This is a genomic window from Pseudomonas sp. NPDC087690 (assembly GCF_044743175.1).
In the GTDB taxonomy this organism is placed as follows: Bacteria; Pseudomonadota; Gammaproteobacteria; order Pseudomonadales; family Pseudomonadaceae; genus Aquipseudomonas.
Genome location: NZ_JBIUVX010000007.1, coordinates 158,424 through 173,356, shown reverse-complemented (window position 1 = coordinate 173,356; position 14,933 = coordinate 158,424). Strand labels below are relative to the sequence as shown.

17 protein-coding genes are annotated in these 14,933 nt (G+C 59.3%); 11 read left to right on the top strand and 6 right to left on the bottom strand.

Annotated features, from left to right (window positions below; translation table 11 throughout):
- Positions 1-222 precede the first annotated feature (222 nt).
- Both rhtA and ACIPIZ_RS11685 read left to right on the top strand, forming a co-directional pair.
- Positions 223-1,110 carry a threonine/homoserine exporter RhtA gene (gene rhtA, locus ACIPIZ_RS11690; RefSeq protein ID WP_064391313.1) on the top strand — a complete coding sequence of 296 codons (888 nt, stop codon included), beginning with the start codon at positions 223-225 and terminating at the stop codon, positions 1,108-1,110.
- Between the two features lie 170 nt (positions 1,111-1,280).
- The gene (locus tag ACIPIZ_RS11685; RefSeq protein WP_105705177.1) at positions 1,281-1,562 is read left to right on the top strand and encodes a hypothetical protein; all 282 of its coding nucleotides are present in this window, start codon (positions 1,281-1,283) and stop codon (positions 1,560-1,562) included.
- A 9-nt stretch (positions 1,563-1,571) separates the two neighbouring features.
- Here the strand turns inward: ACIPIZ_RS11685 and ACIPIZ_RS11680 are convergent, their stop codons facing one another.
- Complete coding sequence (locus ACIPIZ_RS11680) at positions 1,572-2,141, bottom strand: TetR/AcrR family transcriptional regulator (protein WP_105705178.1); 570 nt, start codon at positions 2,139-2,141, stop codon at positions 1,572-1,574.
- A gap of 90 nt (positions 2,142-2,231) precedes the next feature.
- On the opposite strand from ACIPIZ_RS11680, the gene ACIPIZ_RS11675 reads away from it, so the two are divergent.
- Together ACIPIZ_RS11675 and ACIPIZ_RS11670 are read left to right on the top strand one after the other, a co-directional pair.
- Positions 2,232-2,960, top strand: coding sequence for an SDR family oxidoreductase (locus ACIPIZ_RS11675; protein WP_105705179.1), 729 nt, complete (start codon positions 2,232-2,234; stop codon positions 2,958-2,960).
- Between the two features lie 36 nt (positions 2,961-2,996).
- The gene (locus ACIPIZ_RS11670) at positions 2,997-3,587 is read left to right on the top strand and encodes a 2-hydroxychromene-2-carboxylate isomerase (protein ID WP_064391317.1); all 591 of its coding nucleotides are present in this window, start codon (positions 2,997-2,999) and stop codon (positions 3,585-3,587) included.
- A 65-nt stretch (positions 3,588-3,652) separates the two neighbouring features.
- On the opposite strand, the gene ACIPIZ_RS11665 is transcribed toward ACIPIZ_RS11670, so the two are convergent.
- From ACIPIZ_RS11665 to ACIPIZ_RS11650, 4 genes are all read right to left on the bottom strand, one after another.
- Positions 3,653-5,461, bottom strand: a complete 1,809-nt coding sequence (locus tag ACIPIZ_RS11665) for an aminopeptidase P family protein (protein WP_401165399.1) — start codon at positions 5,459-5,461, stop codon at positions 3,653-3,655.
- Positions 5,462-5,517: 56 nt separating this feature from the next.
- Complete coding sequence (locus tag ACIPIZ_RS11660; RefSeq protein ID WP_064391319.1) at positions 5,518-6,684, bottom strand: aminotransferase class V-fold PLP-dependent enzyme; 1,167 nt, start codon at positions 6,682-6,684, stop codon at positions 5,518-5,520.
- Positions 6,685-6,889: 205 nt separating this feature from the next.
- A complete protein-coding gene (locus ACIPIZ_RS11655; protein ID WP_401165396.1) occupies positions 6,890-7,504 on the bottom strand; it encodes a LysE family translocator in 615 nt (204 codons plus the stop codon).
- Between the two features lie 102 nt (positions 7,505-7,606).
- Complete coding sequence (locus ACIPIZ_RS11650) at positions 7,607-7,876, bottom strand: hypothetical protein (RefSeq protein ID WP_064391321.1); 270 nt, start codon at positions 7,874-7,876, stop codon at positions 7,607-7,609.
- A gap of 389 nt (positions 7,877-8,265) precedes the next feature.
- On the opposite strand from ACIPIZ_RS11650, the gene msuE reads away from it, so the two are divergent.
- Genes msuE through ACIPIZ_RS11630 form a run of 4 tightly spaced genes read left to right on the top strand, consistent with a single transcriptional unit; the run spans position 8,266 to position 12,338 of the window.
- Positions 8,266-8,829: an FMN reductase gene (msuE, locus tag ACIPIZ_RS11645; RefSeq protein ID WP_064391322.1), complete on the top strand. Its 564-nt coding sequence runs from the start codon at positions 8,266-8,268 to the stop codon at positions 8,827-8,829.
- A gap of 10 nt (positions 8,830-8,839) precedes the next feature.
- A complete protein-coding gene (gene ssuD, locus ACIPIZ_RS11640; RefSeq protein ID WP_064391323.1) occupies positions 8,840-9,985 on the top strand; it encodes an FMNH2-dependent alkanesulfonate monooxygenase in 1,146 nt (381 codons plus the stop codon).
- Positions 9,986-10,026: 41 nt separating this feature from the next.
- Entirely contained in the window at positions 10,027-11,214 is a 1,188-nt protein-coding gene (locus ACIPIZ_RS11635; protein ID WP_401165393.1) for an acyl-CoA dehydrogenase family protein, read from the top strand.
- A 23-nt stretch (positions 11,215-11,237) separates the two neighbouring features.
- A complete protein-coding gene (locus ACIPIZ_RS11630; protein WP_064391325.1) occupies positions 11,238-12,338 on the top strand; it encodes a sigma-54-dependent Fis family transcriptional regulator in 1,101 nt (366 codons plus the stop codon).
- On the opposite strand, the gene ACIPIZ_RS11625 is transcribed toward ACIPIZ_RS11630, so the two are convergent.
- Positions 12,335-12,688 (bottom strand): antibiotic biosynthesis monooxygenase, encoded by a 354-nt coding sequence (locus ACIPIZ_RS11625; RefSeq protein ID WP_401165390.1) that lies wholly within the window; start codon positions 12,686-12,688, stop codon positions 12,335-12,337. The two genes, ACIPIZ_RS11630 and ACIPIZ_RS11625, sit on opposite strands and share 4 nt — an antisense overlap.
- A gap of 92 nt (positions 12,689-12,780) precedes the next feature.
- Between ACIPIZ_RS11625 and soxR the strand changes: the two genes are divergently transcribed.
- The 3 genes from soxR to ACIPIZ_RS11610 all read left to right on the top strand — a co-directional run bounded on the left by soxR (position 12,781) and on the right by ACIPIZ_RS11610 (position 14,921).
- A complete protein-coding gene (gene soxR, locus ACIPIZ_RS11620) occupies positions 12,781-13,233 on the top strand; it encodes a redox-sensitive transcriptional activator SoxR (RefSeq protein ID WP_064391327.1) in 453 nt (150 codons plus the stop codon).
- A gap of 140 nt (positions 13,234-13,373) precedes the next feature.
- Entirely contained in the window at positions 13,374-13,832 is a 459-nt protein-coding gene (locus ACIPIZ_RS11615) for a VOC family protein (protein WP_064391328.1), read from the top strand.
- Between the two features lie 213 nt (positions 13,833-14,045).
- Complete coding sequence (locus ACIPIZ_RS11610) at positions 14,046-14,921, top strand: alpha/beta fold hydrolase (protein ID WP_105705184.1); 876 nt, start codon at positions 14,046-14,048, stop codon at positions 14,919-14,921.
- Positions 14,922-14,933: the final 12 nt, after the last annotated feature.

Sequence of the window (14,933 nt, the reverse complement as noted above, 5' to 3'; positions counted from 1 at the left end):
GAAACCTACATAACTCATTGAATCTCAAGGAGTTTTCCGTTTCGACTGCGCCGGAAGTGGGGCGAATTATAGACATCTCAAATCTGCCGTCAACCGTTAATTTCAATTTTCTATCGAAACGTCAGAATAGCTGCCTATATATAGACGCAACGACAGCGAATGCGCAGTATATTGCCCAACAGCTATAAAAATACCCGCTCCTACCTTGGATGATGCCTAGTAATGACTGACCAGCCCCGCTCCCTTGCCTCCATGCTGTTTCCGGTTGGCCTGCTATTAATAGCCATGGCATCCATCCAGTCCGGAGCCTCTCTGGCAAAAAGCATGTTCCCGGTCGTAGGTGCACAAGGAACCACAACCCTTCGCCTGATCTTTGCCAGCGTGATCATGTTGATTCTGCTGCGCCCATGGCGCGCCAGGCTCACAGCCAGATCCCTGCGTACCGTGATCGTTTACGGGATGGCGCTGGGCGGCATGAACTTCCTCTTCTATATGTCTCTGCGCACCGTCCCTCTGGGAATTGCCGTCGCCCTGGAATTCACCGGGCCGTTAGCGGTGGCCATTTATGCCTCACGGCGCGCCATCGACTTTCTCTGGATTGCTCTGGCGGCAGCCGGACTGATGCTGCTGATTCCCACCGGCGCGACAACTGCCGGTATCGATCTGGTGGGCGCCGGTTATGCATTGGGGGCTGGAGTTTGCTGGGCACTGTACATTCTGTTCGGGCAGAAAGCCGGCGCAGACAATGGTGTGACGACTGCGGCATTGGGCGTAATGATCGCGGCGCTGTTCGTGGCACCCATCGGCATTGTGCATGCTGGTGCCGCACTGCTGACGCCCTCACTGATTCCGATTGCCATCGGCGTCGCGATCCTCTCCACCGCACTGCCCTATACCCTGGAAATGGTTGCGCTTACACGGATGCCCGCGCGCACCTTCGGCACACTGATGAGCATCGAACCGGCATTCGGCGCACTTTCAGGTCTGTTTTTTCTCCAGGAATACCTGTCGTTGTCACAATGGATGGCGATCATGTGCATTATTCTGGCGTCTGTCGGGGCAACGATGACCATGGGCAGCAACGCAAAGCCCGCCATCGCGGCAGATTGAAACAGGATTTGACCGGGGTCTGGTAATTGGCGTTCATTTAGGCCATGTTTAGATCCCGTAACCCATCGCCAGACATGGATTTTTTCGCAAAGGGACGTAGAAACGCTGCAGAAGCGAGCGAACACAGGCAGACCCGAGCATCAGACTCGCGGCCGCTATTAAGGACGGTAATGAAACGAATTTTGATACTGATCGCCGTACTGGCGATCGCGGGTTGTGCTGCGACTTCGGAAACTCAGGTCAAACGCGGCAAGAAGGGGTTGCATATCAACTGTTCAGGACTCTCGTCCTCCTGGGACAAGTGCTATGCCAGTGCCGCGAATTCGTGCGCGCCAAAAGGTTACAAGGTCATCGCCAAATCCGGCGATGCCGTGGAAGAGCCGGGCGATTATCCGTTCGGTCTCAATCCCGCCGGCTACACAAGCCGCAGCATGATCGTCATCTGCAAATGACCCTCCGCCCTACTCCGCTCGCTGAACCGCGAGCTGACGGGCGATCTCTTCGTGACTGGATTTCAACACCGTACGCTGTACGTCCGGTGTCGCCAACATCCGCGCAACTACCAAAGCGCCGACGCATTGCGAAAGTATCGCCCACGCCAGACTATCGCTTCGCAGTATCTGCGCCCAACTCTCCTGAAGACGGCAGATCCAGATTTCTGCCTGCTCGCGCACCAGCACATCCGAGCGGGCAATCTCCGCCCCCAATGTCGGCAACGCACACCCCGCCTCAGGCTGCTCGACATGAGCCATGCTCAGGTATTGCTTGAGACAACGCTCAAACCGCTCGCGATCTTCATTGCCTTGCCCGCCAAGTCGCTCAAGGCTTTGACCTAGCTCACGTTCGACGATGGCAGAAAACAAAGCATCCTTTGAGGAAAAGTGGCTGTAAAAAGCTGCTCCACTCAGCCCGATGGCTTTCATCAGCCCATCCACCCCTACCGTGGAAAACCCCGAGCGCTTTGCCGACAACGAACTGCTCTGCAGCAATCGTTCGCGGGTTTCCAACTTGTGACCGGCCGAATAACGCATGTGTTGACCCTGTAATTCACCGCCTTGACGTTATCCGGATCCTAGCATAACGTTCGTTAACTAAACGATCGTTAAGCAAAAGGATTCACCATGAATAACAACAAGGTCGTACTGGTGGTCGGTGCTGGAGATGCCACGGGCGGTGCAATTGCCAAGCGTTTTGCCCGCGAAGGTTTTGTCGCCTGCGTCACTCGCCGCAGCGCCGACAAACTCCAACCGCTGGTAGACGCGATCAAGGCCGAAGGCGGCGAGGCTTATGGCTTTGCCTGCGATGCGCGCAAGGAAGAGGACGTCATTGCCCTGATCGAGGATATCGAAACCCGCCTCGGCCCGATTGAGGCATTTGTTTTCAATATCGGCGCCAATGTGCCCTGCAGTATTCTCGAAGAGACCGCGCGCAAATACTTCAAGATTTGGGAGATGGCCTGCTTCTCCGGTTTTCTCAATGCCCGCGAAGTAGCCAAACGCATGGTCACTCGCCAGCGCGGCACGATATTGTTCACTGGCGCCACTGCCGGTCTACGCGGCGCGTCAGGATTTGCGGCATTCGCCGGGGCCAAACACGGTATCCGCGCGCTGGCGCAAAGCATGGCTCGGGAATTGGGGCCCATGAATATCCACGTCGTTCATGTGGTAGTCGATGGCGCAATCGACACTGACTTCATCCGTGACAGCTTTCCCGACAAATACGCCACCAAGGATCAGGACGGTATTCTCAACCCCGAGCATATCGCCGAAAACTACTGGTATCTGCACAGCCAGCCAAGGGACGCGTGGACATTTGAGCTGGATCTGCGCCCATGGAATGAACGCTGGTAAGCCCGTTCCCATAACAATAAACAGAGAGCCGCGAGCATGAGCAAAACCGTTGAGTTCTACTTTGATCTGGGCAGCCCCGCGACATATCTGGCTTATACCCAACTGCCAGGTATCTGCGCTGAAAACGACAGCGAGCTGATCTACATCCCGATGCTGCTCGGTGGTGTTTTCAAAGCCACGGGCAACGCTTCACCCGCGATGATTCCGGCCAAGGGCCGCTACATGTTTGAGGATCTGGACCGCTACGCCAAACGCTACGGCGTCCCGCTGAAATTCAACCCGCACTTCCCGATCAATACACTGATGCTGATGCGCGCCGTGACTGGCATGCAACTGCGCCATCCGCAACGTTTCCCGGCATTTATCGATTGCCTGTTCAAGGCACTTTGGGTCGACGGTCGCAGCCTCGATGAACCGGCAACCGTTGCGGCGGTGCTGACTGAACACGGTTTTGATCCAGATGCTGTGCTGGCATTGACCAACGACGATGCTGTCAAAGCCGCACTCAAGGACAACACCGAAGCCGCCATTAAACGCGGCGTTTTCGGCGCACCGAGCATGTTTGTTGCCGGGCAATTGTTCTTCGGTCAGGATCGGCTCGATTTTATCGAGGAAGCCTTGCGCTAAACCTCGAATCACTGGCTGCCAGGGTGACGCTCGAAAGAGTCGCCCTGGCATTGCACAACAACAGATCAGATTGCTGCAGTGCGGGTTTCGAGCCAGTCCAGCGCGGCGCCATCAAGCAGCGGGCTCAAGCGTTCGCGTACTTCGGCGTGATAGGCGTTGAACCACTGCTTCTCTTCCTGACTCAGCAGTGACGGCAGCAGACAACGCGTGTCGATCGGGCACAGCGTCAGGGTTTCGAACTTGAGGAACTCGCCAAATTCGCTGCTGCCTGCCTCGCGGTTCATCGCCAGGTTTTCGATACGTACGCCCCAACGGCCCGGACGGTAAGTGCCCGGTTCGATCGAGGTGATCATCCCCGGCTGCATTGCAGTCTGCGGCGCCGGCGCAGCCTGATAGGCAATCACCTGCGGGCCCTCGTGCACGTTAAGGAAATACCCGACGCCATGGCCGGTGCCGTGACCGTAATCAACGCTATCTGCCCAGATTGGCGCACGGGCAATAGAATCCAGCAGCGGCGACAGAATGCCTTTCGGGAAGTGCGCCCGGGACAGCGCAATCACACCCTTGAGCACGCGCGTGCAGTCGCGCTTCTGCTCTTCAGTCGGCGTCCCCACCGGGACCATCCGCGTGATGTCGGTTGTGCCGCCGAGGTATTGACCACCCGAGTCGATCAGCAACAAACCGTCGCCCTCGATCACCGCGTGTTCTTCTTCGGTAGCGTGATAGTGCGGCATCGCGCCATTGGCGTTGAACGCGGCAATGGTGTTGAAGCTCAGCGATACATAATCCGGGCGACGCTCACGGGCAGCTGTGAGTTTTTCATCGATGGTCAGTTCGGTGATGCGTTCGCGCCCCCAGGCCGATTCCAGCCAGGCGAAGAATTCGCACAACGCTGCGCCGTCCTGTTCCATCGCTTTGCGGATGTGTTGCGCATCAGCCGCGCTTTTTTGCGACTTGGCCAACGTGGTCGGGTTCAAGCCCTCGAGCAGTTTCACAGCACCATCGAGGTTATCCAGCAAACCGCTGGTGACCCGTGCTGGATCCACCAGCAAGCTCGCGCCACCCGGCACGGCACGCAGCGCCTCAGCCACTTCACTGTAATCGCGCAGCGTCACGCCATCCTGTTCGAGCACAGCACGCAAATCAGCATCAACCTTGCTCAGTGCGACGAACAGCGTGGCCTGCTGTTGATTGATCAAGGCAAACGAAACAAACACCGGGTTGAACGACACGTCACCGCCACGCAGGTTGAACAACCAGGCGATGTCGTCGAGGGTGGCGATGAAGTGCCAGTCGGCGCCGCGCTCCTGCAGGGTTTCGCGCAGTTTGGCGAGTTTCTCGCCACGGCTGACGGTCGCTTGCGGCGGCAGATGTTGATAGATCGCTGCGTTCGGCAGGCACGGGCGATCGCTCCAGACTTCCTGCAACAGATCGATGTCGGTCCGCAGACGTGCACCGCGCGCCTCAAGCTTGCTGCTTAACGTGCGTGCCGAAGCCACCGCCATCACCGCGCCATCGACGGCGACGACACCACCTTGCGGGGTCTGCTCGGCCAGCCAGTCGAGCGGATTCGGCTGACCCGGCTGCAATTTGACCAGCTCGATGCCGCTGCCCTTGAGTTCCTTGCTCGCCTGCTCCCAGTAACGACTGTCGGCCCAGACACCGGCGAAATCAGCGGTGACAATCAAAGTACCGACGGAGCCATGGAACCCCGACAGCCATTGCCGCCCCTGCCAGTAACCCGGCAGATATTCTGACAAATGCGGGTCGGCGGACGGCACCAGCAAGGCATGAATGCCTTCGCGGCGCATCAGTTCTCGGGTGTGCGCCAGGCGCTGGGGCACCGATCCTTCGGTCGAGGTCTGGGTACTCATCATGTCTCCTGCTAATCACTTCTTCGTTATTGTTCGTAGCCGTAGATTCGGCTCGTTTAAAGCCCGGTCGCCCAGAATGCCGGAGCACTGGCGCAGGCGGTCTTGATCAGTTCGACAGCCTTGTCGACGTCTTCGGCGGTGGTAAAGCGGCCGAGACTCAAACGGATGGTGCGGCTGGCCAGATGCGCATCGTGCCCGAGCGCCAACAGCACATGGGACGGCGTGTTGCTGGCGGAATTACAGGCCGACGTCGCGGAGAAGGCAATTGAATGACTGAGCGCGGTACTGTTGAATTCGCCCTCGCTGAACGTCAGGCTCAGGGTATGCGCAATGCGTTGCGCTGCGCTGCCATTCAGACGCACGCCCGGCAGGCTCAACAGTTGCTCAAGCAAGCGCTCGCGCAGGGCCGCGATGGACTTTTTCTCCTCCTCGAACGCGGCCGCCGCCAAGGCAAACGCCGCCCCCATGCCGGCAATCTGGTGAGTCGCCAATGTCCCCGAGCGCAAGCCACCTTCGTGACCGCCACCGTGAATCTGCGCCTGCAGACGCTGATGCGCGCGCGGACCGACGTACAACGCGCCGATGCCCTTGGGACCGTAGAGTTTGTGTGCCGAGAAAGACATCAGATCGACCGGCAACTGCGCAAGGTCGATCGCTACTTTGCCGGCGCCCTGAGCCGCATCGACATGGAACAGTGCTTCGCGCCCGCGCACCAGGGCGCCAATGGCCTGAATATCGTTGACCGTGCCCAACTCATTGTTGACCAGCATCAGCGACACCAGAAAGGTGTCGTCGCGCATTGCGGCGCTGACCGCTTGCGGGGTGATCAAGCCATCGGCGTCCGGAACCAGATAGGTCACGGCAATACCCGCGTCCTGCAATTGGCGAGCGGTATCGAGGATGGCTTTGTGTTCGATCTGACTGGTGATGATGTGGCCGCCAGAGACAGCGCGTGCCTGGGCGACGCCCTTGAGGGCGAGGTTGTTGGACTCGGTTGCACCGGAAGTCCAGACAATCTGTTCGGCCTGAGCACCCACCAGTTCGGCAACCTGTCGACGGGCCTGCTCGACCGTGTGCCGGGCCTGCTGGCCGAAGGCGTGGGAGCTGGAAGCCGGGTTACCGAAGTTACCGTGAAACCCCAGACATTCGATCATCACCTGGATGACCCGCTCGTCCACCGGGGTAGTGGCGGCGTAATCGAAATACAACGGACGTGTGTTCATAAAAGACTCGCAGAGCGTGTTCCGGGATCAGGAGGCTCGTGTCTGCAAACGGCTCGGCGCTGCCTCGTGAGCAGCGCGTCGGTTCGAGAGCGTCATCAATACCTGATCGGATGCCGTTAAAGAAGAACAACTTCATTTAAAAGTGCGTAGGAACGCTCCTGAAGTCGAGCTTAACAGGCATCGGGCCGGTGGTTGAAGCTATGCGTCAGCTAAAGCTTTCGAGAAGTAACGGGTACAGCGAAATCACCAGCAGCGCCGCCATGCCCCAGTTGAATACGCGCAACCAGCGGGGCGCCTTCAACACATTACGCAACAGCGTGCCGCAAGCGGCCCAGACGCCAACGCTCGGCAGGTTGATGATGGCGAACACCGCAGCGATCACCACGACGTTGGTGAAATAGCCCTGCATCGGCGTGTACGTGCTGATGGCACCGATGGCCATGATCCAGGCTTTCGGATTGACCCACTGAAACGCCGCCGCGCCGAGGTAACTGATCGGCTTGGCTTCGCCCTCAACGCTGTCACCGACAGGGCCCGAGTGAGCGATTTTCCACGCCAGGTACAGCAGATAAGCAGCGCCGACGTAGCGCAGGACCGTATACAGCAGCGGATACGTCTGGAACAACGCGCCCAGGCCGAAACCCACCGCCACCACAAGCACGAAGAAACCGCAGGTGATGCCGAGCATGTGCGGGATGGTGCGGTTAAAACCGAAGTTGACCCCCGAGGCCAACAGCATGGTGTTGTTCGGCCCCGGTGTAATGGAGGTGACAAGCGCAAACAGGGCAAAGCCCAGCAGCAGATCAAGCGATAGGTTCATGGTGCGGCAGTCCGTCAGGGTCATCCAGGTGTTGACCCTATCCCACGCAGCCCGGCAAACCCACGGACAGTTGAGCAAAACTTCAAGCGGTACAGTTGGTTTTCAGCTGGAGCGACCGTGCAGCTGTACGGCACGCTCGGCACTCATCTCACCCTGCTTGTCGAAACCGTAAGTCTGCTGTGGCTGACCGAGCAGTTGAGCTTTTTTCGAGTGGTATTCATCGAAGGACAAACCGCTGCGGTTCAGCGCTTCCATCGCCAGCTCGCGAGATTCCTCTGCGCTGTAAGGACGCAATTCCGGAGCAACGTGGCTGGCGCATCCGGCCAGTACAGAGACAGCGAGCAGCAGCGAAACAGTCAGTAGATGGTTCATGGGAGCGTCCTGGCGAGCAATGTGAGGGTCGATGGAGAAAGGCTACGCCCGGCCACGCTCATGCAGAAATCAACGCTCTCAATAGTGGCTATCAGGAATTCGACACGACAGCTTTATATCTCTTAAAGATCTATAAATATCAATTTACGTTCTTTTGCGGAATAACAAACAACCTATATAAATCCCTTCATGCACTCATCGCTGTGGCTCCAGCAACTGTTGCTCAGCCAACAGCGGTTCAGCAAACAGCGTCGATATTCACACAGCCGGTCGCCAGCGGAACGCTCAATGCCACGTAAAACGGGCTCTGCGGGAATTGGTACAGCACTTGCTCCAGTCCAGTGACTTACTCACTGCTCGCTGAGCAACTGTTGAAAAAGGAACTGATCATGTCGCGTCCCCTGAAAGTCGTCGCCCTCTCCGGTGGCACCTGGCGTCCCTCCCGCACCTTGGTGCTGACTCAAGCCTTGCTGGCTGAGCTGGCCGGGCATCTGCCGATCGAGAGTCACCTGATCGAACTCGGTGACATCGCCCGTCCGCTCGGCGGCGCGCTCTCGCGTCAGGAACTGAGCGCTGAAGTCGAAGCCGAGTTGCGAGCCATCGAACAGGCCGACCTGCTGATCGTTGCCGCGCCGGTCTATCGCGGCTCCTACCCGGGGTTGCTCAAGCATCTGTTCGACCTGATCGATCTCAACGCACTGATCGATACGCCGGTATTGCTGGCCGCCACCGGTGGCAGCGAACGCCATGCGTTGGTGCTCGATCATCAGTTGCGACCGCTGTTCAGCTTCTTTCAGGCCGTCACTTTACCGATCGGCGTATACGCCACCGAGGCTGATTTCGCCAACTACCAGATCACCAGCGAAACCCTGAAAGCACGTATCCGTCTGGCTGCAGAACGCGCTGCGCCGCTATTCGCCACGCAAATCAAACCGTTGCTGAAAATCGCCTGAGGAGCTGTTCATGGATGTTTTCTGGTTTCTGCCGACCCATGGCGACGGGCACTATCTGGGCACCACTCAAGGCGCGCGCCCGGTCACGCTCAACTATTTGAAACAAGTCGCGCAGGCGGCCGACAGCCTCGGTTACCACGGTGTGCTGATTCCCACCGGGCGATCTTGCGAGGACTCGTGGGTGATTGCTTCGGCGCTGGTGCCGTTGACCGAACGCCTGCGCTATCTGGTGGCGATCCGTCCGGGGATCATTTCACCGACAGTGTCGGCGCGCATGGCCGCGACACTCGACCGTCTGTCCAACGGCCGCCTGTTGATCAACGTTGTGACGGGCGGCGACCCGGACGAAAACCGGGGCGACGGCAGCTTCCTCAGCCATAGTGAACGCTACGAAGTCACTGATGAGTTTCTGAAAATCTGGCGCCGGGTGCTGCAAGGCGAGGCCGTGGACTTCGACGGCAAACACCTGAAGGTGCAGAACGCCAAAGCGCTTTACCCACCCGTACAGAAACCTTATCCACCGTTGTACTTCGGCGGCTCCTCCGACGCTGCGCATGATCTCGCCGCCGAGCAGGTCGACGTCTATCTGACCTGGGGCGAACCACCGGCCGCCGTCGCCGAGAAACTGGCCGATGTGCGCGAACGCGCGGCACGGCATGGGCGCAAGGTGAAGTTCGGTATTCGCCTGCATGTGATCGTGCGCGAGACCGCCGAAGAGGCGTGGAAAGCCGCAGACAAACTGATCGAACACATCAGCGACGAAACCATCGAAGCGGCGCAGAAATCCTTTTCCCGCTTCGACTCCGAAGGTCAGCGGCGCATGGCCGCGCTCCACGATGGCCGGCGCGACAACCTGCAAATCGCCCCCAATCTGTGGGCCGGCGTCGGCCTGGTGCGCGGCGGTGCCGGCACGGCATTGGTCGGCGATCCGCAGCAAGTGGCGGCGCGGATCAAGGAGTACGCCGATCTCGGGATCGAGAGTTTCATCTTCTCCGGCTACCCGCATCTGGAAGAGGCTTACCGCTTTGCCGAGCTGGTTTTTCCGCTGCTGCCCGAGCCTTACGCGAGCCTGGCCGGGCGCGGCTTGACCAACCTCACCGGACCGTTCGGCGAAATGATCGCCAACGACGTCCTGCCGACAAAAGCCACGGCATAACCCACCCCGCGCAGGGGCAGATTGAATTCAGGAGTGTTGGTGTGACTGCCAAACCGCAAAGTACCCTTTTATCGCCATTGCAGAGCGCCCGCCAACTGGCTGCCGAGTTTGCCCTGACCGCCATTGAGCGCGACGAACGCGGCGGCACGCCCAAGGCCGAACGCGATGCCCTGCGCGACAGCGGCTTGCTGGCCCTGAGCATCCCCAGCCGTTACGGCGGCCTCGGCGCGAGCTGGAGAGAAACCCTGCAAGTGGTGCGCGAGTTCGCCAAGGTCGACAGCTCGATCGCCCACGTTTTCGGTTTTCATCACCTGATGCTGGCCACCGTGCGCCTGTTCTCCCGCCCGGAACAATGGCAGCCGTGGTTCGAACAGACCGCACGGCAAAACTGGTTCTGGGGCAACGCGCTCAACCCGCTCGACACCCGCACGGTGGTCAAGGATCTCGGTGGCTGGCGCGAATTTTCCGGGAAGAAGAGTTTCTGCTCCGGCGCCAGCGACTCACAAATGCTGATCGCCTCGGCGGTCGATGAAAGCGCCGGCGGCAAGCTCTTGATCGCGGCGATCCCCAGTGGCCGCAGCGGTATTACCCTGCATAACGACTGGAACAACATCGGTCAGCGCCAGACCGACAGTGGCAGCGCCACGTTCGAGCGGGTGCGGGTTGAAGAATCGGAATTGCTCCTCGATCCGGGCCCACTGAGCACGCCATTCGCCTGCTTGCGCCCGCTGATCGCGCAACTGACGTTCACGCATATGTTCCTCGGGATTGCCGAAGGTGCATTCGAGGAAGCGCGGCAATACACCCTCAATGAAACCCGTCTCTGGCACAAATCCACAGCCCGTACTGTGCAGGAGGATCCGTATGTGCTCGCGCATTTCGGCGAATTCTGGGTCGCCCTTGAAGGCATTCGCCTACTGGTCGAACGTGCGGCGGCTTTGCTTGATGAAGCGTGGGCCAAAGGCCCGAACCTCAGCGCGGAAGAACGCGGTCATGTCGCCACGGCGATTGCCACGGCAAAAGTCGCGGCCAGCCGTCAGGGCCTGGACATTTGCAGCCGTTTGTTCGAAGTCACCGGGGCGCGCGCCACTCACGCCTCACTGCGCCTGGATCGCCACTGGCGCAACCTGCGCACGCAAACCTTGCACGACCCACTGGATTACAAACTCCACGAGCTGGGCGACTGGGCGCTGAATCAGGCTCTGCCGGTGCCGACGTTCTATTCCTGATTGCTCCTTGAAAGGACGAGCCCATGCAATTGCTGACCTTACCGCCCTCACCCGCGCTCGCGACGTCGATCCGCGCCACCGCGCAAGTGTTCGAAGACCCGAAATCTCAAGCGCTGCTCGCGCATTTGCAACAGGTCGCGCCGAGCGAAGCCAGTGTGCTGGTCATCGGCGAGACCGGCACTGGCAAGGAACTCGTCGCACGACATATTCACAACCTGAGCAATCGCCGCCACCGGCCGTTTATCGCGGTCAACTGCGGCGCGTTTTCCGAATCGCTGGTGGAGGCGGAATTGTTCGGCCATGAAAAAGGCGCGTTCACCGGTGCGCTGAGCGCCAAGGCTGGCTGGTTCGAGGAGGCAGATGGCGGCACGCTATTTCTCGATGAGATCGGTGATCTGCCGATCGCGATTCAGGTGAAGCTGTTGCGGGTCTTGCAGGAGCGTGAAGTGGTGCGGCTCGGTTCGCGCAAAAGCATCCCCATCGATGTGCGGGTGCTGGCGGCGACCAACGTACAACTGGAAAAAGCCATCAATGCCGGACATTTTCGCGAGGATCTGTATTACCGCCTGAACGTGGTCAATCTGGAACTGAGCCCGTTGCGTGAACGCCCCGGCGACATTCTGCCGCTGACCCGCCACTTCATCGAGGCTTACAGCCAGCGCCTGGGCTATGGCCGCGTCAGCATCAGTCCGGGCGCCGAGCAGAAACTGCGCGCCTACAGTTGGCCAGGCAATATTCGCGAGCTGGAAAACGTCATCCATCACACCCTGCTGATCTGCCGCAATGGCGTGATCGAGCGTGATGATCTGCGCCTGTCGAACATGCGCATCGAGCGCCCCGACGATCATGCCGGCGCCGATGATTCACCGGAAGCCTTGCTGGAACAGGCCTTTCAAAAACTGTTCGCGCAACAGGCCGGAGCACTACACGAAAAAGTTGAAGACGCCTTGCTGCGCGCCGCTTACCGCTTCTGCCATTACAACCAGGTGCACACCGCCGCGCTGCTTGGCCTGAGCCGCAATGTCACACGTACGCGGCTGATCAAGATCGGCGAACTGGCGGTGAACAAGCGGCGACTGAGCGAAAACCTGCACGGCGAGCGGCTTATCCAGCTATCGATCTAACCGATCAGATTGCAGTGCAAGGCATCGTCGTGACTGCGGGCGATGCTGCTCAGCACCTGGAAGGAATTGAAGGTGACGGTTTTCGCCCGATGAATGTGGATCAGTTGCCAGAAATCCTGTTCGCCACTTTCAAAACTGCGAAAAGCTGCCTCCCCCGCCTCGCGGGTTTGCCATTGCAGAAAACTCAACACCCGCCGACCATCATCGCTGGCCTGCACGCTGGCGCTGAGGAAACCGTCGTAGCGCTGGGCCAGACGTTCGCTTTGCACTGAAAGAGCAGTGACCAGGGCCGGTTGCTGACGCGGTTCGATTTCAAATTCGATCAATTGGGTGAAACTACGGTTGTTCATGGAACGCCCCCACTCATCGTAAGACGAGTCTTGCGACTCGAAGGCCTGCAGGGTAAAACCTCTAGTTAAGTCAAGGTCAAGAGTCTTTTCCAATGATCACCCGAGAAAACCTGCACAAGCAGCTTACGGTCGGTGAAGTCGCGGCGCGCAGCGGTGTGGCGGTGACGGCGCTGCATTTTTATGAAGCCAAAGGTTTGATCAAGAGCCAGCGCAATGCCGGCAATCAGCGCCGCTATGCGCGCGCAGTGCTGCGCCGGGTGGCGTTGATCAAAGTCGCGCAGCGCTTGGGGATTCCACTGGCGGAGATTGGCGAGGCGCTGAAAATTCTGCCGGATGATCGCGCACCGACAGCGGCGGACTGGAAGGTGCTATCCGAGCAATGGCGACGCGAACTGGATGAGCGGATCGAGCAATTGACGCTGTTGCGTGACCGACTCAATGGCTGTATCGGCTGTGGCTGTCTGTCGATGGAAGCGTGCCCGTTGCGCAATCAGGGCGACGTGCTCGGCGAACAGGGGCCGGGGCCACACTTCACCAAGGACTAATGAAGGCCCCGTGGCGAGGGCATTTATCCCCTTACCACAGGAGAGATGCGCCCCTGCTGCTCGTCGGGCAAAAATCTGCACTGCGTGGACAGTTCTATAGTGTTTCTTCACCTCGCAAAACAACAATCAGGGAGAACGTCATGAGCGTCAAACCCATTCCCGAGGGGTATCACAGCATTACCCCGTATCTCGGCATTCACAAGGCCGCCGAGGCCATCGACTTCTATAAGAAAGCGTTTGGTGCCACCGAAGTCATGCGCCTGGCGATGCCCGACGGCGGTATCGGCCACGCCGAACTGCGCATTGGTGATAGCGCAATCATGCTCGGCTCGCCGTGCGACCAAGGGCCGTTGAGCAATCCGGACAACGCGGTGTCGGTCGGTTTGCATCTGTACGTGACCGATGTCGACAAATCCTTTCAGCGGGCGCTGGATGCCGGGGCGACCACCGTGTCCGAGGTCAAGGATCAGTTTTACGGTGATCGCAGCGGCACGTTGAAAGATCCCTATGGACATCTGTGGTTTCTGGCCTCACGTAAAGAGGATCTGACCCAAGAGCAGATCAGGCAGCGGGCTATGGAGATGTTTCAGCAGGGTTAGGTTTTGTAATGTTTGTAAAGGCGCTATCGCGAGCAGGCTCACTCCTACGGGGGAATGCATTTCAATTGTAGGAGTGAGCCTGCTCGCGATAGCGCCTTTACAAACATACACATCACACTTCATGAAGCGGCCCATCACGCTTTGCGCCTTGCCCCGAACGCCAGACAATTTCAGGATGCATCCAACAAGAACCCTGAAAAAAGGATCAGTCTGATGTTTGCCGGATTCCTCAAAGACCAGCGTCACGTCAACGGCGTCGACATTGCCTATCGCCTCGGCGGCAGCGGCCCGGGCCTGCTGTTGCTGCATGGCCACCCGCAGACCCACGTGATCTGGCACAAGATTGCCGAACAACTGGCCGAGCACTTCACGGTGGTCGCCGCCGACTTGCGCGGCTACGGTGACAGCGGTCGCCCTGACGCCGATGACCAGCATCGCAATTATTCAAAACGTGAAATGGCTCGTGATGGCGTCGAGCTGATGCAGTCGCTGGGCTTCGCGCAGTTCTCGATCCTCGCCCACGATCGTGGCGCACGGGTGGCGCATCGCCTTGCGCTCGATCACCCGGCCGCCGTGCAGCGCATGATGTTGCTCGACATCGCGCCGACCCTGTCGATGTACACGCAAACCAACGAAGCCTTCGCCCGCGCCTACTGGCACTGGTTCTTCCTGATTCGTCCGGCGCCGCTGCCGGAAACCCTGATCGAGGCCAATCCCGATGCCTATCTGCGCAGCGTGATGGGCAGTCGAAGCGCCGGGCTCAAACCATTTACCGAGCAAGCCTTCGACGAATACCGGCGCTGCCTGCAACAGCCGGGCAGCGCGCGCGGTATCTGCGAAGACTACCGGGCCAGCGCCGGCATCGATCTGGAGCACGACCGCACCGACATCGCCGCCCAGCATCATCTGAATCTGCCGCTGCGGGTCTTGTGGGGCGCGGAAGGCACGGTTGGGCGCTGTTTCGATCCGCTGAAAGAATGGCAGCAGGTGGCGAAGAACGTCAGCGGGCAAGCCCTGCCCGCCGGCCACTATATTGCCGAAGAAGTCCCTGAATTGTTGCTTGCCGAAGCACTGGCCTTTCTGCGCTGACCAGGGCTGCGG